Genomic DNA, 22,466 nt, shown 5'->3' with positions numbered 1-22,466 from the left:
GTATGGTCCGAGTCACTGCGCGCCGTCTCCCGGGCGCGTCGAGAGAGGTCTGGATCAACCCCATGCCCGTCTATCGATTCCAGTGCACCGACTGCGGCCCGTTCGAGGCTCGCTACTCGATGGCCGACGTCCCCGACTCAGCGTCGTGCACGTGCGGCGCATCCGCCCGACGCGGAGTCTCCTCGCCCGCACTCGGCCGAGGGGGCAGCGCGATGGCCCTCTTGGATTCCACGAGATCGACCGCCGAGACGCCCGCCGTCGTCGACCGTGTCCCCGCCGGATCCCGTCGTGGCACACCGGTTTCGGCCAACCCGCTGCACGCCACGTTGCCGCGCCCCTAGACGACCGGCGCCATGCCGGTTCGATTTTCTCCCGAAGACCGAAAGGATCCGTGCCATGCCTGAGCTCGTATTCCCACTCGATTCGACGAAGAAATTCGTTGACCAGGAGATTCTCGGCCACAATCGGTGGCACTACGCAATCCCGCCCGCTGTCACGGTGAAGCCGGGCGACACCTTCCGAGTCGACTGCCGCGAATGGTTCGACGGCGAGATCCACAACGACGACTCCGCCGAGGACATCCTCGACGCCCCATTGAAGACCGTCCACACGCTCTCGGGTCCGTTCGCCGTCGATGGCGCGAAGCCGGGCGACCTGTTGATCGTCGACATCGTCGACGTGGGGCCGATCCCGCAGGAGCACAACGGCCCGCTCGCGGGTCAGGGCTGGGGCTACACCGGCATCTTCGCCAAAGACAACGGCGGCAGCTTCCTCACCGATCAGTTCCCGGACGCGTACAAGGCCGTCTGGGACTTCCACGGGCACACCGCGACCTCACGGCATGTGCCGCACGTCAGCTTCACCGGCATGATCCATCCCGGTCTGATGGGCACGGCGCCGTCGAAGGAACTGTTGGGCAAGTGGAACACTCGCGAGGCCGCACTGATCGCGACCGATCCGGATCGGGTGCCGCCGCTGGCACTGCCGCCGGAGCCGGAGTTCGCCATTCTCGGCGGGTTGACCGGCGACGCGTTCACCTCGGCGGCCGCCGAAGCCGCCCGGACTGCGCCGCCACGTGAGAACGGCGGCAACCAGGACATCAAAAACCTGACGCGCGGAACACGCGTGTTCTATCCGGTGTACGTCGACGGCGCCAACCTCTCGGTGGGCGATCTGCACTTCAGTCAGGGCGACGGTGAGATCACCTTCTGCGGCGGCATCGAGATGGGCGGGTTCATCGATCTGCACGTCGACATCATCGAGGGCGGCATGGAGACGTACGGCGTGAAGGAGAACGCCATCTTCCTGCCGGGCGGCGACGTGGGTCCCCGCTACGAACAGTTCGTCGCGTTCTCCGGAACGTCGGTGACCCTCGACGGCGAGCAGCGGTATCTGGATTCGCACCTCGCGTACCAGCGGGCCTGCCTGCATGCCATCGAGTACCTGTCGAAGTTCGGGTACAGCCCGGAACAGGCGTTCCTGCTGCTCGGCGCCGCGCCGATCGAGGGCCGGTTCTCCGGCGTTGTCGACATCCCGAACTCGTGCGCGACGGTCTACATCCCGACGTCGATCTTCGATTTCGACGTGACACCGGGCAAGGACGGACCGACCCAGATCGATCCGGGCATCGGCGCACCGCACGCATCCCGATAGTTCCGGCCGACAGGTCGGGCGCGACTGTGCGAGGAGTCCGTCGTATCAGATGGACTCCTCGCACGTCGGCGTACGCGACCAGAACAGCGTCGTCAGCGCCCGGTGACAGCGGTCGCTACGGCGCCACGGGGTAGTGGCTGCGGATGGCGACCCGGTTCCACGCGTTCATCACGATGACCAACCAGCTGACGGCGGAGACCTGCTCTGCGGTGAGGGCGTCGTCCACGGTGTCATGGTCGTCGTGCACCGGCAGTTCCGTCACATTCTCTGCGAGTGCCAGCGCCGCCTTCTCCTGATCGGAGAAGTACTGCGACTCCCACCACGCCGCGATCACCGCGAGCCGGTCGGCGGTCTCGCCCTTCGCGATCGCATCGCGCGTGTGCATCCGCAGGCAGAACGCACAGCCGTTGAGTTGCGAGACGCGGATCTTGACCAGTTCGACGAGGAGTGGATCCAGTTCCGCCGCAGCAAGCGCTGCGGCGACCGAGGCATCGAGCCCGGCCAGGAGTTTGTACTGTTCGGGATGCTGCTTGCTGAGGTTGACCGTGCCCATACCGATCCTTTCGATGTTGCCGCCCGATCGGGGCGACAACCGCACTCTACGACGCGCCTACGACAGTCGCGATGGGTGAGCGTCCCGCCCCGACGCAGCAGGCGTCCCGACGCCTCCCAGTAGGGTCGAGACCATGAGCTTCACCGGATTTCCCGAGGCCGCCCTCGACTTCTACGACGATCTCGAGATCGATAACAGCAAGGTCTTCTGGGAGGCGCACAAGGGTATGTACCGCGACAGCGTCGCGGCGCCGATGACCGCGCTGACCGGTGAGCTCGCCGACGAGTTCGGGGAGGCGAAGATCTTCCGTCCGTACCGGGACGTTCGTTTCTCGAAGGACAAGACCCCGTACAAGACGCATCAGGGCGCATTCGTGGCCGTCGGTCCGGCGACCGGCTACTACGTACAGATCGGCGCACCCGGTTTTCGCGTCGGCGCAGGCTTCTACGACGCGGACTCCGAACGGCTGGCGCGATTCCGCCGGGCGATCGACGACGATCTCCACGGAGCCGAGCTCGAACGCATCCTGGCCACACTGAGGCGCAAAGGCTGGGAGATCGGCGGCAATCGACTCAAGACCGCGCCGCGCGGGTGGGCCAAGGACCACCCGCGGATCGAACTCCTACGTCACCGGTCGATGACCGTGAGCCGCGACTACGGGTTCGACGAGGTGATCCACACGCCCGAGCTCGTCGACCGCGTCCGCGTCCATTGGCGCGAGACCCGACAACTCCTGAACTGGCTCACCCAACACGGCACCTGACTCCGGTCCCCCACGGTCCGTCAGCCGATCAGGCTCCGTGGCCACCGCGTCGGTCATCGTGCTCACCGCCGAACCTGATTCGACGGCCCGAGTGTCGCCGGCCGGATCGGCGGTCGCCGACCCCAACGGTGCGATGATGGACGGGTGCCGATGCGTGCTCCCCTTCCGGTCAAGAACGGCGTCGGCCCCACGCGACTCCGCGTCCCCGCAGACGGTCCGTGGCCGACGATCGCGGCATTCGTCGCCGAGCGGTTCACCCATATCGACGCGTCCGAAATACACCGCCGGTTCGCGGCGGGCGAGATCGTCGGGGGCGACGGCGCCGTGATCGGCCCGGATGCACCACCGGGGACACACGAATTCCTCTGGTACTACCGCGAACTGCCCGACGAGGCACCGCTTCCCCATCGCGAGTCGATCCTGCACGCCGACGACGACCTGATCGTCATCGACAAACCCCATTTCCTGCCGACGACTCCGGGTGGCCGTTACCTGCAGGAGTCGGCGCTGGTACGACTGCGCGTCCGGCTCGACAACCCGGACATCATTCCTATCCACCGGCTGGACCGTCCCACCGCGGGTCTGGTCATGTTCTCGGAACGTCCGGAGTCCCGCGGCGCGTACCAGTCCCTGTTCGAGCGACGCCGAGTCACCAAGGTCTACGAAGCCGTGTCGGCGCTGCCCGCCGACTGGGACCCCGAGCACCCCCGTCTCGCCGGCCGCCCCCTGCCCCTGGTCTTTCGCAATCACATCCACCGCGACCGCGACGCCTCCGGGCACGGCCTCGTCGTCGCGGTCGCGCCGGACCGCCCGCCGAACACCGAGACGCTCATCGAGGTCCTCGAGACCGGATTGAGTGCGGCCGGGCGACGCGTGCTGCGGACGCGACTCTCGCCGCGGACCGGCAAGATGCATCAACTGCGCGTGCACCTGTCCGCCGTCGGCGCGCCGATCCTCGGCGACCGCTGGTACCCGGAACTCCTGCCCGAGGCCCCGGACGATCTCGACCTCCCGCTGCAACTCCTCGCCCGGGAGTTGGCGTTCATCGATCCCCTCTCGGGTGAGCCGCGCTCATTCACGAGCGAGCTGACGCTCCGTGAGGCTCCGACGCCCGGTGCGGGTATTAGGTAGACTGGTCTACCTAAACTCTGTTCGACCGAAGGGAAGCGAGCCATGGCGCCGTCACGCACACCCGCCCGCGACAAGTTGATCGACGCGGCGTCGCGCCTGTTCTATGCGCACGGCATGGCCGCGACGGGCATCGACACCGTCACGACGGAGGCGGGGGTCGCCAAGATGACCCTCTACAACAACTTCGCCTCGAAGCAAGAACTCATGGACGCCTACATCGAGGCACGACACCGGGAACTCCTCGACCTCTACCGCGAGCGGATGAGCCGCGCCGACACCCCGGCGGCGCGCGTGCTCGCGATGTTCGACGCTTACCTCGACCATGCGCGGATGCCCTATGCGGAAGGCTTCCGTGGCTGCGGCCTCCTCAACGCCGCCGCCGAACTGCCCGCCGGCAGTGCCGGGCGCGATGCCGTTCGACGCCACAAGGACGAGATCGAAGCGATTCTGCGCGAACATCTGCAGGACGCGGGCGACGACGAGCCGGCCACCGCCGAGGCCGACGACGTCGCCTTTCACCTGTCGCTGCTGCTCGAAGGAGCGATGAGTCGCGCCGGACTCGACGGCACAACCGCGCATCTCGAGCGTGCGCGCGATCTCGCCGCCGTGATGCTGGCTGCACGATGAGCGATGCCCGACTGGCCGGCATCGCAGCCGTCACCACGACCGCGGTCCTGTGGGGCACGACCGGCACGGCGGCGACGTTCGCTCCCGACGCCGGACCGCTGGCCATCGGTGCGGCGGCACTCGGCATCGGCGGACTCCTGCAGGCACTCGTCGCCGTCCCTGCGCTCCGGGCGGCGGTCGTGCAACTGCGGACACAGGCAGGCACGGTGCTTCTCGGCGCCGTCGCCGTCTTCGTGTACCCGTTGGCCTTCTACAGTTCGATGCATCTCGCGGGCGTGGCCGTCGGATCGGTGATCTCGCTCGCGTCGGCGCCGTTGGCCGCCGGAGTGCTGGAACGGGTTGTCGACGGTCGCCGACTCGGGCGCTGGTGGGCCGCGGCCGCGACCACCGGCGTCGTTGCGAGCGTCCTCCTGTGCCTGTCGTCGTTCACCACCGCTTCGTCGGCGACGCCGATCGGCATCGGGCTCGGACTCCTCGCGGGCGCCGCGTACGCCGGATACTCGTGGGCGGCACATCGACTGATGTCGCGCGGCGTGGCACGATCGGCGGCGATGGGTTCGGTCTTCGGGGGTGGTGGCCTGTTACTCCTGCCCGTCCTGGTGATCACCGGCGGCCCGTTGATCGCGTCGACCACGTCGTTCGCCGTCGCCGCCTACATGGCGTTGATTCCGATGTTCCTGGGCTACCTGTTGTTCGGGTTCGGATTGACGAAGGTCTCGCCGACCGTCGCCACGACGATCACGCTCACCGAGCCCGCCGTCGCCACCGTCTTGGCGGTCATCGTCGTCGGCGAGAGCCTATCGGCGACGAGCTGGGTCGGCCTCGGCCTGTTCGCCGTCGTCCTGGCGATGCTGGCGGTCGCACCGTCGCCTCCGGAGCCGGCCGACGAATTGCGCGACGCGGCGAAAAGCCGGTCCGTCCCCAACCCCGACGCGGCTGCCCTACCCTGAACCGATGTCACAGGCGTTGGACGACGGGCCGTTCTTCCACGGCACCAAAGCGGCATTGGCCGTCGGAGATCTGCTCACCGCGGGGCACCGATCGAACTATCGCCCCGAGATCGTCATGAATCACATCTATTTCACCGCGTTGCGCGACGGCGCCGGGTTGGCGGCGGAATTGGCGGCAGGCGACGGCGATCCGCACGTGTACGCGGTGGAACCGACCGGAGAGTTCGAGGACGACCCCAACGTCACCGACAAGAAGTTCCCCGGCAACCCGACACGGTCGTACCGGAGCACCGAGCCGCTGCGCGTTCTCGGCGAGGTCACCGACTGGACGCGACAGACGCCGGAGGCGCTCCAGCTCTGGCGTGATCGTCTCGCCGAAGGTCGTGCCTCGGGTACCGCCGAGATCATCAACTGACACGATCTCAGGCGGTCGCGATCAACAGCGGACACGGCGATGCCGGTGATTCCTACGGCCGTCCCGTCGCCTCCGTCCGGTAATGCAGGTAGACGGTGCCATTCGCGAACGGCCGAGTCTCCTGCAACCGCAGGTTCAACCGCGCATCGTCCGGAAGCGCCCGCAGGCCTCCGCCGATCACAACGGGGACGACGAAGAACCGAATGTCGGTGACGAGGCCGGCACGGATGGCAGCGCTCGCCGTCGTCGGCCCGAAGATCTCCACCTCTCCGGGAGCTGCGCGAACCACGTCTTCGATCGCCGAGAGTGTCAGGACGGGAACGAGACGCACGGATGGAGACCCGACGTCGTCAGACGCCATCGTCGATGACGCCACGATGCGATCGAGTGCCGACCAGCGTTGCGCGAACTCCCGCTCGTCGGCGGTCCACGATTCGTCGTCGGGTTCAGATTCCCAGTACCGCATCAACTCATATGTTCTCCGCCCAAGGATCTCCGCAGACACCGCATTCATCCGGTCCACGTGGACGCGGAAGATCTCCGCTGACGGTGCCGCCCACTGAAAGTCGCCGTTGGCATCGGCAATGTAGCCGTCGAGCGAAACGGCCGTCGTATAACTCAGCGTGCCCATCTCACGTCATCCTCCTCGGCACGGGTTCGTCAATCATTCTTCCTTTCCGAAGCAGATCGCACCAGAGACTGCGACGAAGCAGCGCCTGTCTCCCGCGATGTCTTGGCGTTCGGCCTATCGTTCAGGCATGGCGACCTACCTCGATCCCGTCGACGGCAGCACCTATCCGCTCGATGAGCCGCGGTGGCGGTCGACGGCGGGCCGCCCGCTCTGGATCGAACCCGGCCCGGGAATCGCGCGAGACGACGTCGACACCGGCGATTCCTCGCTGTGGCGCTACCGCGCCGCGCTGCCGGTCCGGATCGATGAACCCATCACGCTGGGCGAGGGCCGAACGCCGCTGATTGAACGTCGGTGGAGCGGCGATGCCCGGCCGCTGTTCAAACTCGACTTCCTCAATCCAACCGGCAGTTTCAAAGACCGCGGGACGGCCGTGATGCTGTCGTACCTGCGGAGCCTCGGCATCGGATCGGTCCTCGAAGACAGTTCCGGCAACGGCGGATCGTCGGTTGCGGGCTACGGCGCCGCGGGCGGCCTGCGGGTGCAGATCTTTGCGCCGTCGTCGACGTCGCCGTCGAAGATCGCCCAGGTCCGGGCTTACGGCGCCGACGTGCATCTGGTCGACGGGCCCCGCGAGGAGTCGCAGAACGCGGCGATCCGTCAGTCCGGCGGCGACGCCTTCTACGCCAGCCACAACTGGCAGTCGTTCTTCTTACAGGGCACGAAGACGCTCGCCTACGAGATGTGGGAGGACCTCGGATTCCGCGCCCCGGACAATGTGATCGTGCCGGTCGGGGCGGGGAGCAGTCTGCTGGGGTGCTGGTTGGGATTCCGGGAGTTGGTCGCGGCGGGTCAGATCACGAGTGTGCCGAGGCTGTTCGCCGCGCAGCCGCTGAACTGTTCGCCGCTCGACGCCAGTTTCACCGCGGGCACCGACCGTCCGGTCGAGCGGATCGTGCGCCCGACGATCGCCGAAGGAACATCCATCGCACGACCTCTCCGTCTCCGTCAGCTGGTGCACGCGCTCCGCGGGAGCGAGGGCGTGAGCGTGGCGGTGCCCGAGGACCAGATCGTGGGTGCGTTGGGCGAACTGTGCAGGTCCGGCCTGTTCGTCGAACCGACGAGTGCGACGGCCGCGGCTGCGTTCTCGACGCTGTGTGCCACCGGCGTCATCGCGCCGTCGGAGACGACCATCGTCCTGCTCACCGGATCCGGGCTGAAGGCCGCGGCGACGGTCGCCGACGTCGTCGGCGGTTGCGCGAGGTGACCGGCCCCGCGGCGTGGTGGGGATTCACCGCCGGTACTTGGTCAGCAGTTCCTGCGGGATGTGACACGTGTCGTCCGGGCAGCGCGCCAACCGATCTTGATGCTCGTCGGCACTGCGCACGTAATTGGTCAGCGGCAAGACTTCGACGGCGATCCGCTCCGCGTCGTCGCGCGCGGCGATGAACTCACGCGCCTGCGAAAGATGCGTCGAGGTGTTCGAGTACACGCCCGTGCGGTACTTCTCGCCGACGTCTGGCCCCTGCTCGTTCACGCTGTAGGGATCGATGATCTCGAACAGGTACGACAGCAACCGCTCCACGGTCAGGACGGCCGGATCGAAGCGCGTCCGGACGCATTCGGCGTAGCCGTCGTAGTCGCCGTCGAGGATCTGGCCGGCGCCGTTCGCCCTGCCCGCCTCGGTGAAGGTGACGCCGGGCAACGTCCCGATGAACGCCTGAACGGCCCGCAGACAGCCGCCCGCAAGGTAGAGCTCCTGCGTCTGCGTTCCCTCACTCACGTGCCGATGGTACGACGACCCGCTCGGCGGACCTCACGCAGGACGACTCCCCGCCGCGAGATCGCGCAAGAGTTGCGCCCACCTTTACAGACCTGTAAGTTAGCCTGCATGACCTACACGCCGGGCGGTGAACGCATCCTGGAGGTCGCATCGCGCCTCTTCTACACCGAGGGCATCGGAGCGATCGGCGTCGACCGTGTGGTTGAGGAGTCGGGCGTCTCGAAGCCCACGCTGTATACCCAGTTCGGCTCCAAAGCGGGGTTGGTCGCGGCCGTGCTCGACCGGCGTCGCGAGGACCGCGAACGCACGATTACCGGGCACCTCCACAGCCTCCCCGACGACACGCCGAGCCGAGTCCTCGCATTGTTCGACTGGTTCGCTGTCGGGCATGCGAAGCCTGGGTTCCGCGGCTGTCCGTTCACGAACGCGGCCGCCGAACTGCCCGACGCCGAGCACCCGGCACGCGCGGTGATCACCACGTACAAGACCTGGATGCGCCAGTTGCTCGCCGACCTCGCCGACGCCGACGGCCTGACCGACCCGCAATGGTGGGGATCAGCGCTCATGCTGCTCATCGACGGAGCCAACGCCCGGGTCATCACCACCGGCGACCGCACCGCCATCGTCGACGCCCGTCGGACCGCGGCCGCCATGATCGCCGCCGCACTTCCCGATCCGCCCACCGGCAAGGAGAACAGATGAAAGACATCCTCGGCACCCACGTGAACCTGTCCCATGACGCGCCCACGGTCCCGGGTTCCACGGTGACGATCGAGGTCCGCGTCGTCGAAGTGGACGGACGCTCGGTGGTGTTCGACGTGCAGGCCCGCGACGAGCACGCGTCGATCTGCTCCGGCACGCACCGGCGCGGCATCGTCGACCGCGACCGCTTCCAGGACCGCATCACCCGCCAGAGCGAAGGACATCGTCCGTGACGCAGCCCGTCTTCGACACCCACCTGCACATCATCGACCCGGCTCACCCGCTGGTGGAGAACCACGGATTCCTGCCCGATCCGTTCACCGTCGCCGATTACCAAGAGCGCATCCGGGGGCTGAACATCGCAGGCGGCGCCGTCGTCTCCGGTTCGTTCCAGGCGTTCGACCAGGGTTACCTGGTCGAGGCCCTCCGCCTGCTCGGTCCGATGTACGTCGGCGTCACCCAGATCCCGAACGACACCAGCGACGAACGCATCCGCGAACTCCACGTGGCCGGCGTCCGCGCTGTGCGCTTCAACGTCGCGCGCGGAGGCTCGGCCGATCTCGAGGACTTGGAGCGCCTGGCGCGCCGCGTTCACGACCTGGCCGGGTGGCACGCCGAGCTCTACATCGATGCCCGAACCATCGACGACGATCTCGCCCCTCGGATCGCTGCGCTCCCCGCCGCCAGCATCGACCATCTCGGCATGCACGAGGACGGCTTGCCGAACCTCCTGCGCCTCGTCGAGCAGGGCGTGAAGGTCAAGGCGACCGGTTTCGGCCGCGTGGAACTCGACCCCGCGGTCGCGATCACGGCGATCATGGACGTCGACCCGTCCGCGCTGATGGTGGGCACCGACCTCCCGTCGACGCGTGCGCGACGCCCGTTCCAGAACGAGGATTTCGAGTACATCGCACAGGTGCTGACGGCCGAGCAGACCGCCGCGGTGTTCTGGGACAACGCCGCCGCCTTCTACCTCGGCGTCTGACGGTCCTCCGCAACCGGCCCCTGCACGTCGTACCGCAGCCACACGCTGCCGTCGTCCAGCGGCTCAACGCTCTTGAGCGCGAACCCGATCGGCACGGGCGCGGAGTACTTGTCATTGGCTTCGAACAGCGAGTGGGTGTGATTCTCGCCGTCGGCCGTCGGCATCAGCACCAGGCTGATCTCGTCGCAGAGGCCGTCGCGAATCATCGACCAGTTCAGCGTGGCTCCGCCGCCGAGGATGATCTCGTCCGTGCCGAAGGTGTCGCCGATCTTGCGCACGGCCTGCTCCATGTCGAGCGTCTCGTCTCCGGCGATGAGATACGAGACGCCGACGGACCGCAGATGCGCTTTGAAGGCGTCGCCGGCGGACGCCGGGATCAGTTCGACGATGTGCGCCTCGACATCGAAATAGTTGAAGGAGCCCCGATCCCAGAGCAGGCTTCCGGACCGGTCGACGGCGAAGTAGTGCATCTGCGCGGCGGGATCGGCAATGAAATCACCGGGCGGCACGGGCTCGGTCGGTACGGGAAGCTCACGCTCCGGTTGCTCACCCAGGATCGCCCGACTGGTCCCGCTCCCGCTGATCCACCCTCGATGCTTCGTGAAGGCACGATTCTCGCCGAGGAACAGGTCGAAATACAACTTCTGCGAACGCATCCCGACCGGCGTCGGATTGGCGATCCCGTCGATCTTGCCGTTGAGCAGGGTGTGCATGTGGCAGATGATTCTCGGTCGTGACATTTCCATCCTTCTCTCAGGTTCTGCCGTCGGGGACGCGAAGACGTCAGGCTTCGGGGACCTCGATGCCGAACGAGTCGAAATCGAGTTCGTCCGGAACCATTGTCATGCCCTGCTCCAGCGCGTCGATGCGGGCGATCTCGTCGGCCGACAATTCGAAGTCGAAGACATCGACGTTCTCCACGATCCGCGCCGGGCGCACCGACTTCGGAATCACCTGGCGACCCTCCTGAATGTGCCAGCGCAACATGACCTGCGCAGGCGTCTTGCCGTGCGCCTTCGCGATCACGACGATCACCTCATCGTTCAGAGGCGTGTCGCCGTTGCCGTAGGTGCGCAGCCCACCGATGGGCGACCACGCCTGCGTGAGAATGCCGAGCTCGCGATTGACCGCCTGCAGCTCGCGCTGCTGGGTGTAGGGGTGCACCTCGATCTGGTTGACCGCCGGGACGACGTCGGTCTCGTTCAGCAGTCGCTCCAGACGTACGGGAAGGAAGTTGCTCACGCCGATCGCGCGCACCCTGCCGTCGGCGAGCAGGGCCTCCAAGGCTTTGTACGCCTGGATCGTCTTGTCAAAGGCCTGCGGGTAGGCCTGGTGAAGGATCAGCAGGTCGATCTGGTCGACGCCGAGTTTCGCGGCGCCCTTCTCGAACGCGTGCAGGGTCTGGTCGTACCCGTAGTCGACGACCCAGACCTTGCTTTCCAGGAAGACGTCGGCGCGCTCGAGGCCTGAGCGCTTCAGCGCCTCCCCGACTCCCCTCTCGTTGCCGTACGCCGCAGCGGTGTCGATGTGTCGGTAGCCGGCCTCGAACGCCGCCTGGACAGCGACGGCGGTCTCGGCGGGCGGAGTCTGATAGACCCCGAACCCGATCTGCGGCAGTGCGACGCCGCTGTTGAGCGTGAAGGTGGGCTGCGTGGTGGTCATGTCCTGAACCTCTCGAGAGCCGATGAAGTGGATGCGATCTATCCGTATCATCAACGGTAGCACGTATTCGGATATCACGTATCCGCTTAATGTAGGGTTTGATGCATGACCTCCGTGCCGTCGACCGATCAGCACCTCCGGAAGGATGCCGCCGCCAACCGCGAACGCCTGTTGGTCGCCGGGCGGGCACTGTTCGCCCAGCGCGGCCTCGGGGTGACGCTCAACGACGTCGCTCACCACGCGGGCGTCGGAGTCGGCACCGCCTACCGGCGCTTCGCCAACAAGGAAGAGCTCATCGACGCGATCCTCGAGCGCCAGAACGAGGAGATGGAGCAGATCCTGCACGAGGCGCTGGTCCACCCGAACCCGTGGGACGGCCTGGTGCAGTATCTGGAACAGTCGTTGGCCCTGCAGACCCGCGATCGCGGCATGGCGCAGATCTTCGCCGGGAGGCACGGCCGACCGACGCAGTACGACGAGGCCCGAGACCGGCTGGCACCCCTGGTCAATCGAGTCGCCGAGCGCGCAAGGGACTCAGGCGCGCTCCGAGACGACGTCACCGGCACCGACCTGATCTTCCTCCAGATCGCCTGCACCGCCGTCGCGACCGTTGCTCAAGACGGTCCTCGACTCGAACACCTCGACGACGTCGACCAGTTGTACCGGCGCTATCTCTGGATCGCCCTCGACGGCATGCGCGCCGACGCCCGCACGTCCGAGCTCCCCATCGGAGCGCTGACCACCGCGCAGACGCACGCCTTGCTTCAGCCGACAAGGCCCGACTAGAACGAGACGGGCCCCACCTCCCGGTGACGGTCACCTCGGCTTGGTCGAGCGCTGCCGGCGCGCGAGGCGATGTCGTTCCCACAAACTGTCCGCTCACGCCCGTCCGACGGAACATTGCCGTCGAGGGTCGCTGACCACGCAGTTTTCAGCGCTGCGTGGAAGTCCTCGAAGGGAGCGCACGTCCCCGATCTCTGGAAATCAATCGTCGAGGCCGAGGGCGTCCACGACGACGGATATCCGCGCACGCTGGTCGTCATCGAGCGGCTGAATCGGCAGCGGCAGGCAGCCGCGCGGAGCGAGCCCGCGTTCTTCGGCGATCGCAGCCATCACGCGCAGGCTGCCGCCGAATTCGACGAACAGGTCCCAGAGCGGCGCCAGCCGATCCGACGCGGCGACGGCGTCGGACGCACGCCCCTGGCGCGCAGCGCGGGTGATCTCCACCGCAGGCGACGGGAGGGTGCCCGCGATCACCGAGTACCAGGCCTGGCAGCCGGCATTGAGTCCGTTCGCGGCGGACGCATCGCCGGAGACACCGATCGTGACATGCTCCGGGACCACAGCGCGGATTGCAGCGACGTGTCGCCGTGCGGCCTCCGCGTCGCCCGGGACGCCGGGGATCTTGATCGAGGCGACACCCGGCAGTTCGGCGAGGCGGGCGTAGAGCTCGTTACTGAAATGGAAATGGGTGGTGCCGGGGTTGTCGTAGACGACGATCGGGAGGTCGGTGTACTCACTGACCGTCCGGAAGAGTTCGAAGACGTCGTCGTGCGTCAGTGGCTGATACGTGACCGGGGCCAGCAGCACGCCGGCGGCGCCCGCCTCCTGTGCAGAGTCGACGTTGGCGAGGACCTGCGAGGTCCGCAGCGCCCCGACGCCGACGATGACCGGCACCTCTCCGGCATGGTCCACGGCGAGCCGGGCGACGCGAGCCCGCTCGTCGGCCGTCAAGTAGGCGTACGACCCCGTCGAGCCCAGCGCCGTGATGGAGTCGACGCCTGCGGCCACAACGGATTCGACGAGACCGACGAAGGACTGTTCGTCGACCACGTCGTCTGTGAGTGGAGTCAGCGGAAACGCGCTGAGGCCGGTGAAGATGTTCGCCACGGGACCACCTTAAATCGATCGCACCTGCCCCGGTCGTCAGCGGATATCTGCGCCCTTGCCGGACAGTGCCGCGTGGAGGATCGGGTTAGGACGACCTAATGCCACGTCCGCCAGAGTTTCTCTCACGCAGATTTCAATGATGGGAACCTCCCGGACGAGTACTTATGCTCACTTCACCATTCATTTTTCGGTCAGGGAGTGATCTGTGTCCATCCTCGAAGAGGTTCTGTCCAGCAACGACGCCTACGTCGACAGTTTCGGCGACAAGGGTCAGCTGGCGATGCCGCCGGCACGTGGCTTCGCCATCCTGACGTGCATGGACGCCCGCCTGGATCCGGCGAAATACGCCGGCTTGTCCGAGGGCGACGCGCACGTGATCCGCAACGCAGGCGGGCGGGCCAGCGACGACGCCATCCGCTCGCTGGTGATCTCGTACAAGCTGCTGGGCACCAAGGAATGGTTCGTCATTCACCACCGCGACTGCGGTATGGAGTTGTTCACCGACGACGTGATCCGCGGGCTCCTCGCCAGCAGCCTCGAGACCGCAGAGATCGGAGCCGACGGCTTCACCGATGTCGGTGCGGGTCCGGGCTCGCGGGAGGGCGACTACATCGACTGGCTGACCATCGCCGACCAGGCCGCCAGCGTCACCGAAGACGTGCGCCGCATCAAAGCGCACCCGCTGGTGCCGAGCGGGATCCCGGTCTACGGCTACATCTACGACGTGGCGACGGGACGGCTGATCGAGGTCCCCGAGGCCACCGAGGTGGGCCGCGCCGGCTGACCGACCGGAATTCATTCGCGTCGACCGCAGTCGGCACGCGATGATGGTCGCGTGGACGATCTGCTCATTGCACCGGGACCCGGCTGCCCTCGCGGCATCCGGGTTCCGGCGTCGGAGTTGATCGAGCAGTTCTCCCGTTCGTCCGGACCCGGCGGTCAGGGTGTCAATACGACCGATTCCCGCGTTCAACTCAGCCTCGATCTGGCCACGACGTCCGCTCTCGACCACGCCCAGCGAGCGCGCGTGATGCGCAGCCTCGGGCCGCGGCTCGACGGCAGCGTCCTGACGATCGCCGCATCGGAGGAGCGGGCGCAGCGTCGCAATCGCATCGCCGCGCGCGAACGCCTGGCACGACTGCTGCGCGACGCCGTCGCGCCGCCGGTGCCTCGCCGCCCGACGCGCCCGACCAAGGGCTCTCAGCGTCGCCGCCTTGACGCGAAGACCCGTCGCGGGCAGGTCAAAGCAACTCGGCGACGGCCGGTCGTCGAGTGAATCGCAGTTGCGCACGGATCCCCACCGAGTTCCGGCGTAGAGCAACCAGTGACTACGTCAGCCCGCGATGACGACGGACTGCGACATAGTTCCCACACTTCGCACTGCAGAAGGCGCGACGGCCGTTCCTGCTCGTATCAACGAACACCTGAGGGCACCCCGCCCGCGTGCACGCACCGAGGCGCCCACCTTCGGCTTCCACAGTGAAGAGCGCCAACCCGCCAGCCGTCACGGCTTTCACCCGAGCAACGACATCGTCATCGTCAGAAGTGAAGTGCAGGTGCGGTTTCAGGCCATCGTGCGTCGTGAGGTAAGCACGCGTCGTGCCAGCTTCCAGCAGGCGATTGATCTCCCGGTACCGCAATTCTTCATTCCCGGCCGAAAACACAGACCTCAATTGCACAGCCCACTGTCGTAGCCGCTCCGAGGATTCCTGGGAAAGCTCGGCGCGACGAATTCTGTGCCACTCCAAGGTGCGTTCCGCGCCGCCGATTGTCCACGCGTCCGCAGCCAGGCTCGCCAGCTCCGCAGCCAGCAGAGGCCCCGTCATATTGTCATGGTTGAACTGCACTGACCCATTGCATCACGGTTGACATGTGAACGTCATCATCAACCGCGCTCCGACGGGCCCGAGCGCCTACATTCTCGCTGCGCGCCTGTTAGTGCGTGTGATGACCGCCATCACCGGCGCACCGACTCGACCCGCCGCCGTCACCATCGCCTCATTCTCACAACCGCGGACGTGGACCGAGTACGCGCCCGTCAGACATCGAAAGACAGGATCCCCCATGGACATCGAACTTCACGACCACGCATGGTTTGTCAGGTCGGCTCACCCGACAAGCGAGGGCACCATCGTGTACGAGTCCTGCACCTGCGGCGCACAGCGAATCACGCACGGGACGGCGGTTGTTGGAAGTACTGCGAGTCGAACACGCAACCACTCCACCGCGTTCCGACACAGAACAACCTCTGAGCGCGCCTGATCCCCTAAGGGACGCCGCAGTCAGGCGACGACAGCGTGGCGACCTCGGGCCCACAGCAGGACCGGGATGAGCAGGAGGGCGATGACACCTCCGCCCAGCGACAGTGCCTGGTAGCTGGTGGCAGACATGACGACGCCGGACATCGCGCCGCCGCCGGCTCCGGACAGCGCGATGAGCACGTCGATCGTCCCCTGGGTGCGCGGCCGGTTCTGCGGCACCGTGGCGTCGACGACGAGCGCCGAGCCGGAGACGAGGCCGAAGTTCCAGCCGACGCCCAGCAGCACGAGTGCCACTATCAGCAGCCCGAGCGAGTCGGCCGGCGCGGTTGCGGCGAGCACCCCGGCCAGGAGCAGCGTGACGCCCGAGGCGATGACGACGGGGGTGCGGCCGAGCTTGTCCACGAGGCTTCCCGTGACCAGCGAGGGCAGCCACATCGCTCCGATGTGCATGCCGATCACGAGCCCGACTGCGGCGATCTCGTGGTGGTGGGCGCGCATGTGAACAGGTGTCATGGTCATGATCGCGACCATCACCAATTGGGTCAGCACCATCACAGTCGCCCCCACGTACGCACCGATCCCGACCTTCGGGACCGCGCCGCTCGCCGCGTCGGTTCCGTGCGCTGCGGCCTCGACCGCCATGCGCTTGGCCAGCAGGTACGGGTCGGGCCGCAGGAAGACGAACAGCACCAGCCCCGCGGCCGTGTAGGCGACGGCGGCGAGGATGAACGGCCCGGCCAGGGTCGGCACGCCCATGGACTCAGCGACGCGGCCCATCGGGTCGATGAGGTTCGGTCCCGCGACGGCTCCGATCGTGGTGGCCACCATGGCCATGCTGGTGCCGAAACCGCGTCTGCTCTCCGGCGCGAGATCGCTGCCGGCGTAACGGGCTTGCAGGTTGGTTGCGGTGCCCGATCCGTAGAGGAACAGCGCGGCGAACAGCAACGGGACATTGTCGGCGACTGCCGCGATGACGACGCCGAGCGCGCCGACGCCTCCTGCGATGAATCCGTAGGCGAGACCCATGCGGCGGCCGAACCGCTGTGTGGAACGGCCCACCAGGAATGCGGCTAGCGCAGACCCGAGAGTGAACAATCCGGTCGGCAGGCCGGCCAGGGCGTCGGAGCCGAGCATGTCCTGGGCCAGCAGCGCTCCGACGGAGATACCGGCCGCCAGGCCCGCACCGCCGAGGATCTGACTGACGATGACCACGGTCAGTGTCCGTTTGTGGACCCGTGCCCGTTCGGATTCGACAGCGTCCGAGCGTTCCCGGTTGCTGATATCAAGCGACTCCAAGATCGATCTCCTTGCCTGCGCGCCATTCGACGATGCCTTCGTCCATCGCCTTCGCGTCGAGGCCGTGCGCGCGTAGCAGCACGGCGGCCTCACGCGCCAGCCGGCACAGCTCGCCGCGGCAGTAGACGACGATCTCCCGACCTTTGGGGACCTCGTCGATGCGTTCCTCCAACTCGGCCAGCGGGAGGCACACCGCGCCGGGGAAATGCGCGGCCTCGTACTCCTCGACCGGACGCACGTCGATGACGTACATCTCCGACGTCACGGCGGCGGGGTCGATGACCGGCCCCTGGGCGCGCGGCTGCCCCATGTACGCGTCGACGACCTCGCGCAGTCGGGGATACCGGTTCAGGGCGACGCGCTTGGCTGCCGTGTACAACTCGGCGACGTCGTCGCCGCTGATCCTGTAGTAGATCGACGTCCGCTCTCGGCGCTTGCTCACCAGGCCCGCCCGATTCAGCGTCTGAAGGTGTGCCGACGCCGTCGTCATCGCCATGCCTGTCAGGCGAGCGAGTTCGTCGACCGAGTGCTCACCCTGGGCCATGAGCTCCATGAGCTCGAGCCTGCGGCCGTTCGCTGTCGCCTTGACCGCCTCGGCGAAGACCTCGAACACAGTCTCCTTGTCGACTGGTTCTCTATTCCATGAATCCATGGAATATGAGAATACTCAGGATGCCAGCAGGTGCCACCCTGCGCGAGTTGATTCGTCAGCCAGGCTCGAAGCCGGCGTTGCCGGCGCTCGGTTGCACGGAGCCGGCGGCGCTGTGGACCCGCGGTCGCAGCAGCAGCGCGGCGACCGCGGTGAGCAGGGCGATCCCCGATACGGTGAGCAGGCTCGCGATCAGCCCGGTCGGAAAGGTCCCCGCACTGAGCAGCAGGCCGAATACGGCGATGGCGATCGCCCCGCCGATCTGTCGGCTGGTGTTGAACACGCCGGACGCCACGCCGCCGCGGTGAGCGGGCACGCTCTCGAACAGGATCGCTGTCGTCGGCGGACTGACCAGGGGCCGGCCAGGCCGGTCAGGACCATGAGCGCTGAGACCAGCCACAGCGACGCGTCCGGCAGGAGCGCCAGCGCCGCCATGCCGACGGCCATCATCAGCAGTCCGCCCACGATCAGAACCTTGCGGCCCAGTCGCTCCCCGAGGCGGGGTGTGAACGGGGTGAGCAGCAGGCCGACGAGCATCATCGGCAAGAACACGAGTCCGGTGGCCAGCGCGGTCAGGCCCCGATGCTGCTGCAACGTCAAGCTCATCACGAACGGGAGCCCGTAGAAGCCGACCATGAACGCGAACCCGATCAGCACGCTGACCACCGCATTGCGGTCCCGGAAGAGGTCCGGCGGCACCATCGGGTGCGCCACCCTCCGCTGCAGGACGATGAACGCCACCGCCGACGCAGCAGCGGCCACGAGGGCGATCTCGACCTGCGCGGAGGTGAAACTCGACGCCCCGGCATCGATCACGCCGAAGGTCAACGCGGCCATCGCGACGACGCCGGTGATCTGACCTGTCCAGTCGATCGGGGCGTTGTGCGTGCTTGTCGGGGTGGTGCGGGCGATCAGCAGCAACGCGACGATTCCGACCGGCAGGTTGACGAAGAAGATCAGCCGCCAGCTGACCATGGTGAGGAGCCCGCCGAGCACCGGGCCGGCCGACGACGCGAGCGCGCCGCCCATCGCCCAGATCGCGACGGCTCGGGTTCGTCACACCGGATCGGGGTGGGCGTGGTTGAGCAACGACATGGAGGACGGCATCATCGCGGCCGCCGCGCTGCCCTGCACCAACCGGGCGGCCACCAACGCGGTCATGGACGGCGCGAGCGCGCAGGCGATCGAGGCGAGCACGAACAGGATCGTGCCCCACACCAGCACGCGCTTCGCGCCGATCCGGTCGGTCAGCGACCCGCACGACAGCAGGAGCGCCGCGAACAGGAGGGTGTAGCCGTCGACGATCCACTGCAGCCCACCGATGCCGCCGCCGAGCTCATCACGGATGGACGGCAACGCGACGTTGACGATCACCGCATCCAAGGTGATCACGAAGAACACCAGCGTCGCCGCGACGAGCGTGACCCTGGGACGGATCTCGGGTGCGGTGGCAGTGGTTGTCGTGCTCGTGATGCTCATCCTGCTGACGTCCCTTCACATGGGTCGGATTCCGGCCGACGCGGCCGTCGTCATCCACTGCACCGGATCACCGGAGATGCCGACAGATCCTGTTCATCCGGGGGTCGTGCAGGGCCTGTCAGCGGAGGGCCTGCGGAAATATCATTCAGGCATGAGCCCACAGCGCGACGTCAGGAACCAGGAGATCCGCGACTTCCTCGTCAGCCGCCGAGCCAAGGTGACCCCGGAACAGGCCGGACTGCAGCGCTTCGGCGGCATTCGCCGAGTGCCAGGCCTGCGCCGCGAGGAGGCCGCGATGCTCGCCGGGGTGAGCGTCGACTACTACACGCGGTTGGAGAAGGGCGCCCTCACCGGGGCGTCCGACGGCGTCCTCGACGCCATCTGCCGCGCACTGATGCTCGACGAGGCGGAGCGGGCATACCTCTACGACCTCGCGCGGGCGGTCGGTGCCGCAAGCCCCGGAGCCCACCGCGGGCACCCCGCCGCGCGCCGGGCCGAGGTGAAGGTCAGGCCTGCCGTGCAGCAGATCCTCGATGGCATGACGATGATCCCCGCCTACATCCGCAACGGCCGTCTCGACATGATCGCCGCCAATGTGCTCGGCCGAGCGCTGTACGCACCGATGTTCGACAGCCCCACTCGCACCAGCGGGCACGCGCCGCCCAACATGGCTCGGTTCCGCTTCCTCGACCCTGCGGCTCGCGACTTCTACCCGGACTTCGACTCCTCCGCGGACAGCCCGGTTCAGCTGCTCAGACGCGAGGGCGCGCGAAGCCCGTACGACAAGGGATTCACCGACCTGATCGGAGAGTTGTGCACCCGCAGCGACGACTTCCGGGTCCGGTGGGCCTCGCACGACGTACGCCTGCACCACAACGGCACCAAGATCTTCCACCATCCCGTCGTCGGCGAACTCCGGCTGCTGTTCGAATCATTCGATCTGCCCGCCGAGCCGGGCTTGACCCTGACTGCTCTCAGCGCGCCTGCGGACTCCGCGTCGGCCGACGGGCTCGCGCTGCTCGCCAGCTGGGCCACCACCGAGCTCGAACCACAGCGAGGCCCTGCAGCGAACGACGGCAGCTCTGCCCACGGCGAGGAGTGATCGACTGCGCACGTCACGGGGCGATGGGGAGTCCAGGTCAGCAGCCCGACGACGTCACTGAGCGTCGATGTCGGTCGGGTAGCTGTCCGCGGTGAAGCTCTCAGGGTCACCGCCGGCGCGGACTCCGGTGTCGAGGGCGTCGATCTCGGCGATCTCCTCGAGTGTGAGCGAGAAGTCGAACACGTCGAAGTTCTCGACGATGCGCGTCGCGTGCACCGACTTCGGGATGGCGGAGACGCCGTGGTCCAGGTGCCAGCGGATCACGACCTGGGCCGGGGTCTTGCCGTACTTCTGGGCCAGGCCGGTGATCAGCGGATGCTCCAGCGGAGTTGGCGCGCCATTGGTGACCACGTCCTGTTTGCGCTGGTAAGTGCCGCCGATCGGGGCCCAGGCCTGGGTGACGATGCCGCGCTCAGCGTTGGCCGCCCGGGTGTCCGGCTGGGTGTAGAACGGGTTGAGCTCGATCTGGTTCAGCGTCGGCACCAACCCCGTCTCGTCCTCGAGGCGTTGCAGGTGGTGCGGGAGGAAGTTGCAGACGCCGATGGCGCGAATCCGGCCGTCGGCACGCAGGTCGTCCATCGCCCGGTAGGCCTGCACGGTGGCGTCGAAGTCGGTCGGTACGGGCCAGTGCAGCAGGTACAGGTCGACGTAGTCCAGGCCGAGCCGACCCAGGCTGGACTCGAAGCCGTGGACCGCCCGGTCGCCGTACTGGCCCGGCCAGAGCTTGGTGGTGACGAACAGCTCGTCGCGGTCCACGCCGGAGGCTCGGATGCCGTCGCCGACGGCGCGTTCGTTCACGTAGGCGGCGGCGGTGTCGATCAGCCGGTATCCGGTACCGATGGCGGTGCTGACGGCCTCGGCGGTCTGCTCCGCCGGCGCGAGGAAGACACCCAGTCCGAGGGTCGGCATCTCGATGCCGTTGGTGAGCGTAATGGTCGTGCCGGTCATGAGATCGTCCTTCTTCACTGTCTGCTCTGTTCTGTCGGGGAGTCGATGGTCAACGCTGAGGTCGCGCCGAGGTGGGAACCCAGTCGAAAGTGTCGGGGTCGGGTCCGCGGCGGCCGACCTCGCCGCGGTCCAGCGCGTCGATCGCGGCGAGCTCCGCGGGTGCGAGCTCGAAGTCGAACACGGCGATGTTCTGCGCCATCCGGGCCGGCGTCGCGGTCTTCGGGATCACGATGCGACCCTGCTGGAGGTGCCAGCGCAGCACCGCGTCGGCCGGTGTTCGGTCGTGGGCACGGGCGATCTCGCCGATGGTCGGATCGTCGAGGATGGTCGCCTGGCCGAGCGGGCTCCAGGCCTCGACCGCGACGCCGTGGCCTGCGCAGGCATCGGCGGTGGTGCGGTTGGCGAAGTACGGGTAGACCTCGACCTGGTCCACCGAAGGCACCCGGCCAGTCTCCTCGATGATCCGCCGCAGGTGGTCGGCGTTGAAGTTCGACACGCCGGCCGAGCGCAGCAGCCCCTCGTCCACCAGGTCGGTCATGGCACGCCACGTGGAGACGTAGTCCCCGCCATACAGCGTCGGGGTCGGCCAGTGCATCAGGAACAAGTCGAGCCGGTCGACGTTGAGGTTGCGCAGGGTCTGCTCGAAGCTGCGGCGCACGTCGTCGGGGCGGTGGCTGCCGTTGCCGAGTTTGCTGGTGAGGAAGAACGCTTCTCGGGGCACGCCGGAGCGTTCGATACCGAGGCCGAGGCCCTTCTCGTTGGCGTACATCTGGGCGGTGTCGAAATGGCGGTAGCCGGCGGCGATCGCGGCCTCGACGCCCTGCGCCGTGGTCTCGTGGCTGGCCGGACTGTCGTCGCGGACAGCAGCGAGGTTCATGGTGCCGAAGCCGAGCTGCGGGATCTCGACCCCGTCGTTCAACGTGATCATCGGGACGGTCATCGGGAGCCTTCCTTTCGTGGAGTTCTGGGGTGGAGCGCCGGGATCG

At 67.3% G+C, this 22,466-nt stretch carries 26 protein-coding genes and 1 pseudogene; 15 read left to right on the top strand and 12 right to left on the bottom strand.

Annotated features, from left to right (window positions below; genetic code table 11):
• Window positions 1–62: 62 nt before the first annotated feature.
• Both GH2_RS01155 and fmdA read left to right on the top strand, forming a co-directional pair.
• Entirely contained in the window at window positions 63–341 is a 279-nt protein-coding gene (locus GH2_RS01155) for an FmdB family zinc ribbon protein (RefSeq protein ID WP_066163217.1), read from the top strand.
• 55 nt (window positions 342–396) lie between these two features.
• The gene (gene fmdA / locus GH2_RS01150; RefSeq protein WP_066161970.1) at window positions 397–1,653 is read left to right on the top strand and encodes a formamidase; all 1,257 of its coding nucleotides are present in this window, start codon (window positions 397–399) and stop codon (window positions 1,651–1,653) included.
• Window positions 1,654–1,768: 115 nt separating this feature from the next.
• Here fmdA and GH2_RS01145 read toward each other — a convergent pair whose 3' ends face one another.
• Complete coding sequence (locus GH2_RS01145; protein WP_066161968.1) at window positions 1,769–2,206, bottom strand: carboxymuconolactone decarboxylase family protein; 438 nt, start codon at window positions 2,204–2,206, stop codon at window positions 1,769–1,771.
• A 133-nt stretch (window positions 2,207–2,339) separates the two neighbouring features.
• Between GH2_RS01145 and GH2_RS01140 the strand changes: the two genes are divergently transcribed.
• The 5 genes from GH2_RS01140 (at window position 2,340) to arr (ending at window position 6,092) form a co-directional block, all read left to right on the top strand.
• Window positions 2,340–2,969 carry a DUF2461 domain-containing protein gene (locus GH2_RS01140; protein ID WP_066161967.1) on the top strand — a complete coding sequence of 210 codons (630 nt, stop codon included), beginning with the start codon at window positions 2,340–2,342 and terminating at the stop codon, window positions 2,967–2,969.
• Window positions 2,970–3,119: 150 nt separating this feature from the next.
• Complete coding sequence (locus tag GH2_RS01135; RefSeq protein ID WP_066161963.1) at window positions 3,120–4,100, top strand: pseudouridine synthase; 981 nt, start codon at window positions 3,120–3,122, stop codon at window positions 4,098–4,100.
• Window positions 4,101–4,142: 42 nt separating this feature from the next.
• Window positions 4,143–4,727: a TetR/AcrR family transcriptional regulator gene (locus GH2_RS01130; protein ID WP_066161960.1), complete on the top strand. Its 585-nt coding sequence runs from the start codon at window positions 4,143–4,145 to the stop codon at window positions 4,725–4,727.
• Window positions 4,724–5,677: a DMT family transporter gene (locus GH2_RS01125; protein ID WP_066161957.1), complete on the top strand. Its 954-nt coding sequence runs from the start codon at window positions 4,724–4,726 to the stop codon at window positions 5,675–5,677. The genes GH2_RS01130 and GH2_RS01125 overlap by 4 nt, the downstream gene beginning before the upstream one ends.
• Window positions 5,678–5,681: 4 nt before the next feature.
• Complete coding sequence (gene arr / locus GH2_RS01120; protein ID WP_066161954.1) at window positions 5,682–6,092, top strand: NAD(+)--rifampin ADP-ribosyltransferase; 411 nt, start codon at window positions 5,682–5,684, stop codon at window positions 6,090–6,092.
• A 52-nt stretch (window positions 6,093–6,144) separates the two neighbouring features.
• On the opposite strand, the gene GH2_RS01115 is transcribed toward arr, so the two are convergent.
• Complete coding sequence (locus GH2_RS01115; RefSeq protein ID WP_066161950.1) at window positions 6,145–6,723, bottom strand: dihydrofolate reductase family protein; 579 nt, start codon at window positions 6,721–6,723, stop codon at window positions 6,145–6,147.
• Window positions 6,724–6,850: 127 nt separating this feature from the next.
• Here GH2_RS01115 and GH2_RS01110 point away from each other — a divergent pair, with 127 nt between their 5' ends.
• On the top strand, window positions 6,851–7,990 hold the full coding sequence (locus GH2_RS01110) for a threonine synthase (protein ID WP_066161947.1): 1,140 nt from the start codon (window positions 6,851–6,853) through the stop codon (window positions 7,988–7,990).
• 24 nt (window positions 7,991–8,014) lie between these two features.
• Here GH2_RS01110 and GH2_RS01105 read toward each other — a convergent pair whose 3' ends face one another.
• A complete protein-coding gene (locus GH2_RS01105) occupies window positions 8,015–8,506 on the bottom strand; it encodes a peptide-methionine (S)-S-oxide reductase (RefSeq protein WP_066161944.1) in 492 nt (163 codons plus the stop codon).
• A 108-nt stretch (window positions 8,507–8,614) separates the two neighbouring features.
• Here GH2_RS01105 and GH2_RS01100 point away from each other — a divergent pair, with 108 nt between their 5' ends.
• The 3 genes from GH2_RS01100 to GH2_RS01090 are packed head-to-tail and all read left to right on the top strand — an operon-like array spanning window position 8,615 to window position 10,193.
• Window positions 8,615–9,208 carry a TetR/AcrR family transcriptional regulator gene (locus tag GH2_RS01100; RefSeq protein ID WP_066161942.1) on the top strand — a complete coding sequence of 198 codons (594 nt, stop codon included), beginning with the start codon at window positions 8,615–8,617 and terminating at the stop codon, window positions 9,206–9,208.
• The gene (locus tag GH2_RS21725; protein ID WP_066161940.1) at window positions 9,205–9,441 is read left to right on the top strand and encodes a thioesterase family protein; all 237 of its coding nucleotides are present in this window, start codon (window positions 9,205–9,207) and stop codon (window positions 9,439–9,441) included. Before GH2_RS01100 ends, GH2_RS21725 begins: the two co-directional genes overlap by 4 nt.
• Window positions 9,438–10,193: an amidohydrolase family protein gene (locus tag GH2_RS01090; protein ID WP_066161937.1), complete on the top strand. Its 756-nt coding sequence runs from the start codon at window positions 9,438–9,440 to the stop codon at window positions 10,191–10,193. Before GH2_RS21725 ends, GH2_RS01090 begins: the two co-directional genes overlap by 4 nt.
• Here GH2_RS01090 and GH2_RS21940 read toward each other — a convergent pair.
• On the bottom strand, window positions 10,178–10,933 hold the full coding sequence (locus GH2_RS21940; protein WP_084247224.1) for a dihydrofolate reductase family protein: 756 nt from the start codon (window positions 10,931–10,933) through the stop codon (window positions 10,178–10,180). The two genes, GH2_RS01090 and GH2_RS21940, sit on opposite strands and share 16 nt — an antisense overlap.
• Before the next feature lie 43 nt (window positions 10,934–10,976).
• Complete coding sequence (locus GH2_RS01080; RefSeq protein ID WP_066161934.1) at window positions 10,977–11,855, bottom strand: aldo/keto reductase; 879 nt, start codon at window positions 11,853–11,855, stop codon at window positions 10,977–10,979.
• Window positions 11,856–11,960: 105 nt separating this feature from the next.
• Between GH2_RS01080 and GH2_RS01075 the strand changes: the two genes are divergently transcribed.
• Window positions 11,961–12,641, top strand: coding sequence for a TetR/AcrR family transcriptional regulator (locus GH2_RS01075; RefSeq protein ID WP_066161931.1), 681 nt, complete (start codon window positions 11,961–11,963; stop codon window positions 12,639–12,641).
• Between the two features lie 198 nt (window positions 12,642–12,839).
• Here GH2_RS01075 and GH2_RS01070 read toward each other — a convergent pair whose 3' ends face one another.
• Window positions 12,840–13,745: a dihydrodipicolinate synthase family protein gene (locus GH2_RS01070; RefSeq protein ID WP_244885285.1), complete on the bottom strand. Its 906-nt coding sequence runs from the start codon at window positions 13,743–13,745 to the stop codon at window positions 12,840–12,842.
• A 205-nt stretch (window positions 13,746–13,950) separates the two neighbouring features.
• Here GH2_RS01070 and GH2_RS01065 point away from each other — a divergent pair, with 205 nt between their 5' ends.
• The gene (locus GH2_RS01065) at window positions 13,951–14,529 is read left to right on the top strand and encodes a beta-class carbonic anhydrase (protein WP_066161928.1); all 579 of its coding nucleotides are present in this window, start codon (window positions 13,951–13,953) and stop codon (window positions 14,527–14,529) included.
• Between the two features lie 51 nt (window positions 14,530–14,580).
• The gene (gene arfB, locus GH2_RS01060; protein ID WP_066161925.1) at window positions 14,581–15,021 is read left to right on the top strand and encodes an alternative ribosome rescue aminoacyl-tRNA hydrolase ArfB; all 441 of its coding nucleotides are present in this window, start codon (window positions 14,581–14,583) and stop codon (window positions 15,019–15,021) included.
• Window positions 15,022–15,073: 52 nt separating this feature from the next.
• On the opposite strand, the gene GH2_RS01055 is transcribed toward arfB, so the two are convergent.
• From GH2_RS01055 to GH2_RS21865, 4 genes and pseudogenes are all read right to left on the bottom strand, one after another.
• Complete coding sequence (locus GH2_RS01055; protein WP_066161921.1) at window positions 15,074–15,592, bottom strand: CGNR zinc finger domain-containing protein; 519 nt, start codon at window positions 15,590–15,592, stop codon at window positions 15,074–15,076.
• 435 nt (window positions 15,593–16,027) lie between these two features.
• Entirely contained in the window at window positions 16,028–17,302 is a 1,275-nt protein-coding gene (locus tag GH2_RS01050) for an MFS transporter (protein ID WP_066161918.1), read from the bottom strand.
• A complete protein-coding gene (locus GH2_RS01045) occupies window positions 17,289–17,954 on the bottom strand; it encodes an ArsR/SmtB family transcription factor (protein WP_084247223.1) in 666 nt (221 codons plus the stop codon). Before GH2_RS01045 ends, GH2_RS01050 begins: the two co-directional genes overlap by 14 nt.
• Before the next feature lie 189 nt (window positions 17,955–18,143).
• Window positions 18,144–19,430 (bottom strand): annotated as a pseudogene (locus GH2_RS21865) (MFS transporter).
• A gap of 151 nt (window positions 19,431–19,581) precedes the next feature.
• Between GH2_RS21865 and GH2_RS01035 the strand changes: the two are divergent.
• A complete protein-coding gene (locus tag GH2_RS01035; RefSeq protein ID WP_066163213.1) occupies window positions 19,582–20,532 on the top strand; it encodes a helix-turn-helix transcriptional regulator in 951 nt (316 codons plus the stop codon).
• Between the two features lie 54 nt (window positions 20,533–20,586).
• Here GH2_RS01035 and GH2_RS01030 read toward each other — a convergent pair whose 3' ends face one another.
• Complete coding sequence (locus tag GH2_RS01030) at window positions 20,587–21,480, bottom strand: aldo/keto reductase (protein ID WP_066163210.1); 894 nt, start codon at window positions 21,478–21,480, stop codon at window positions 20,587–20,589.
• Window positions 21,481–21,529: 49 nt separating this feature from the next.
• A complete protein-coding gene (locus GH2_RS01025; RefSeq protein WP_066161912.1) occupies window positions 21,530–22,420 on the bottom strand; it encodes an aldo/keto reductase in 891 nt (296 codons plus the stop codon).
• Window positions 22,421–22,466 lie beyond the last annotated feature (46 nt).

Origin of the sequence: Gordonia hydrophobica NBRC 16057, from assembly GCF_001592365.1 — a bacterium.
In the GTDB taxonomy this organism is placed as follows: Bacteria; Actinomycetota; Actinomycetes; order Mycobacteriales; family Mycobacteriaceae; genus Gordonia; species Gordonia hydrophobica.
This window is presented reverse-complemented; position numbering and strand designations above follow the sequence as displayed.

What these genes read in the sequence shown, in the direction of transcription:
- GH2_RS01155 (WP_066163217.1), top strand. Translation starts at nt 63, where the DNA reads ATGCCCGTCTATCGATTCCAGTGCACCGACTGCGGCCCGTTCGAGGCT.
- fmdA (WP_066161970.1), top strand. Translation starts at nt 397, where the DNA reads ATGCCTGAGCTCGTATTCCCACTCGATTCGACGAAGAAATTCGTTGAC.
- GH2_RS01145 (WP_066161968.1), bottom strand. Translation starts at nt 2,206, where the DNA reads ATGGGCACGGTCAACCTCAGCAAGCAGCATCCCGAACAGTACAAACTC.
- GH2_RS01140 (WP_066161967.1), top strand. Translation starts at nt 2,340, where the DNA reads ATGAGCTTCACCGGATTTCCCGAGGCCGCCCTCGACTTCTACGACGAT.
- GH2_RS01135 (WP_066161963.1), top strand. Translation starts at nt 3,120, where the DNA reads ATGCGTGCTCCCCTTCCGGTCAAGAACGGCGTCGGCCCCACGCGACTC.
- GH2_RS01130 (WP_066161960.1), top strand. Translation starts at nt 4,143, where the DNA reads ATGGCGCCGTCACGCACACCCGCCCGCGACAAGTTGATCGACGCGGCG.
- GH2_RS01125 (WP_066161957.1), top strand. Translation starts at nt 4,724, where the DNA reads ATGAGCGATGCCCGACTGGCCGGCATCGCAGCCGTCACCACGACCGCG.
- arr (WP_066161954.1), top strand. Translation starts at nt 5,682, where the DNA reads ATGTCACAGGCGTTGGACGACGGGCCGTTCTTCCACGGCACCAAAGCG.
- GH2_RS01115 (WP_066161950.1), bottom strand. Translation starts at nt 6,723, where the DNA reads ATGGGCACGCTGAGTTATACGACGGCCGTTTCGCTCGACGGCTACATT.
- GH2_RS01110 (WP_066161947.1), top strand. Translation starts at nt 6,851, where the DNA reads ATGGCGACCTACCTCGATCCCGTCGACGGCAGCACCTATCCGCTCGAT.
- GH2_RS01100 (WP_066161942.1), top strand. Translation starts at nt 8,615, where the DNA reads ATGACCTACACGCCGGGCGGTGAACGCATCCTGGAGGTCGCATCGCGC.
- GH2_RS21725 (WP_066161940.1), top strand. Translation starts at nt 9,205, where the DNA reads ATGAAAGACATCCTCGGCACCCACGTGAACCTGTCCCATGACGCGCCC.
- GH2_RS21940 (WP_084247224.1), bottom strand. Translation starts at nt 10,933, where the DNA reads ATGTCACGACCGAGAATCATCTGCCACATGCACACCCTGCTCAACGGC.
- GH2_RS01080 (WP_066161934.1), bottom strand. Translation starts at nt 11,855, where the DNA reads ATGACCACCACGCAGCCCACCTTCACGCTCAACAGCGGCGTCGCACTG.
- GH2_RS01075 (WP_066161931.1), top strand. Translation starts at nt 11,961, where the DNA reads ATGACCTCCGTGCCGTCGACCGATCAGCACCTCCGGAAGGATGCCGCC.
- GH2_RS01045 (WP_084247223.1), bottom strand. Translation starts at nt 17,954, where the DNA reads ATGGATTCATGGAATAGAGAACCAGTCGACAAGGAGACTGTGTTCGAG.
- GH2_RS01035 (WP_066163213.1), top strand. Translation starts at nt 19,582, where the DNA reads ATGAGCCCACAGCGCGACGTCAGGAACCAGGAGATCCGCGACTTCCTC.
- GH2_RS01030 (WP_066163210.1), bottom strand. Translation starts at nt 21,480, where the DNA reads ATGACCGGCACGACCATTACGCTCACCAACGGCATCGAGATGCCGACC.
- GH2_RS01025 (WP_066161912.1), bottom strand. Translation starts at nt 22,420, where the DNA reads ATGACCGTCCCGATGATCACGTTGAACGACGGGGTCGAGATCCCGCAG.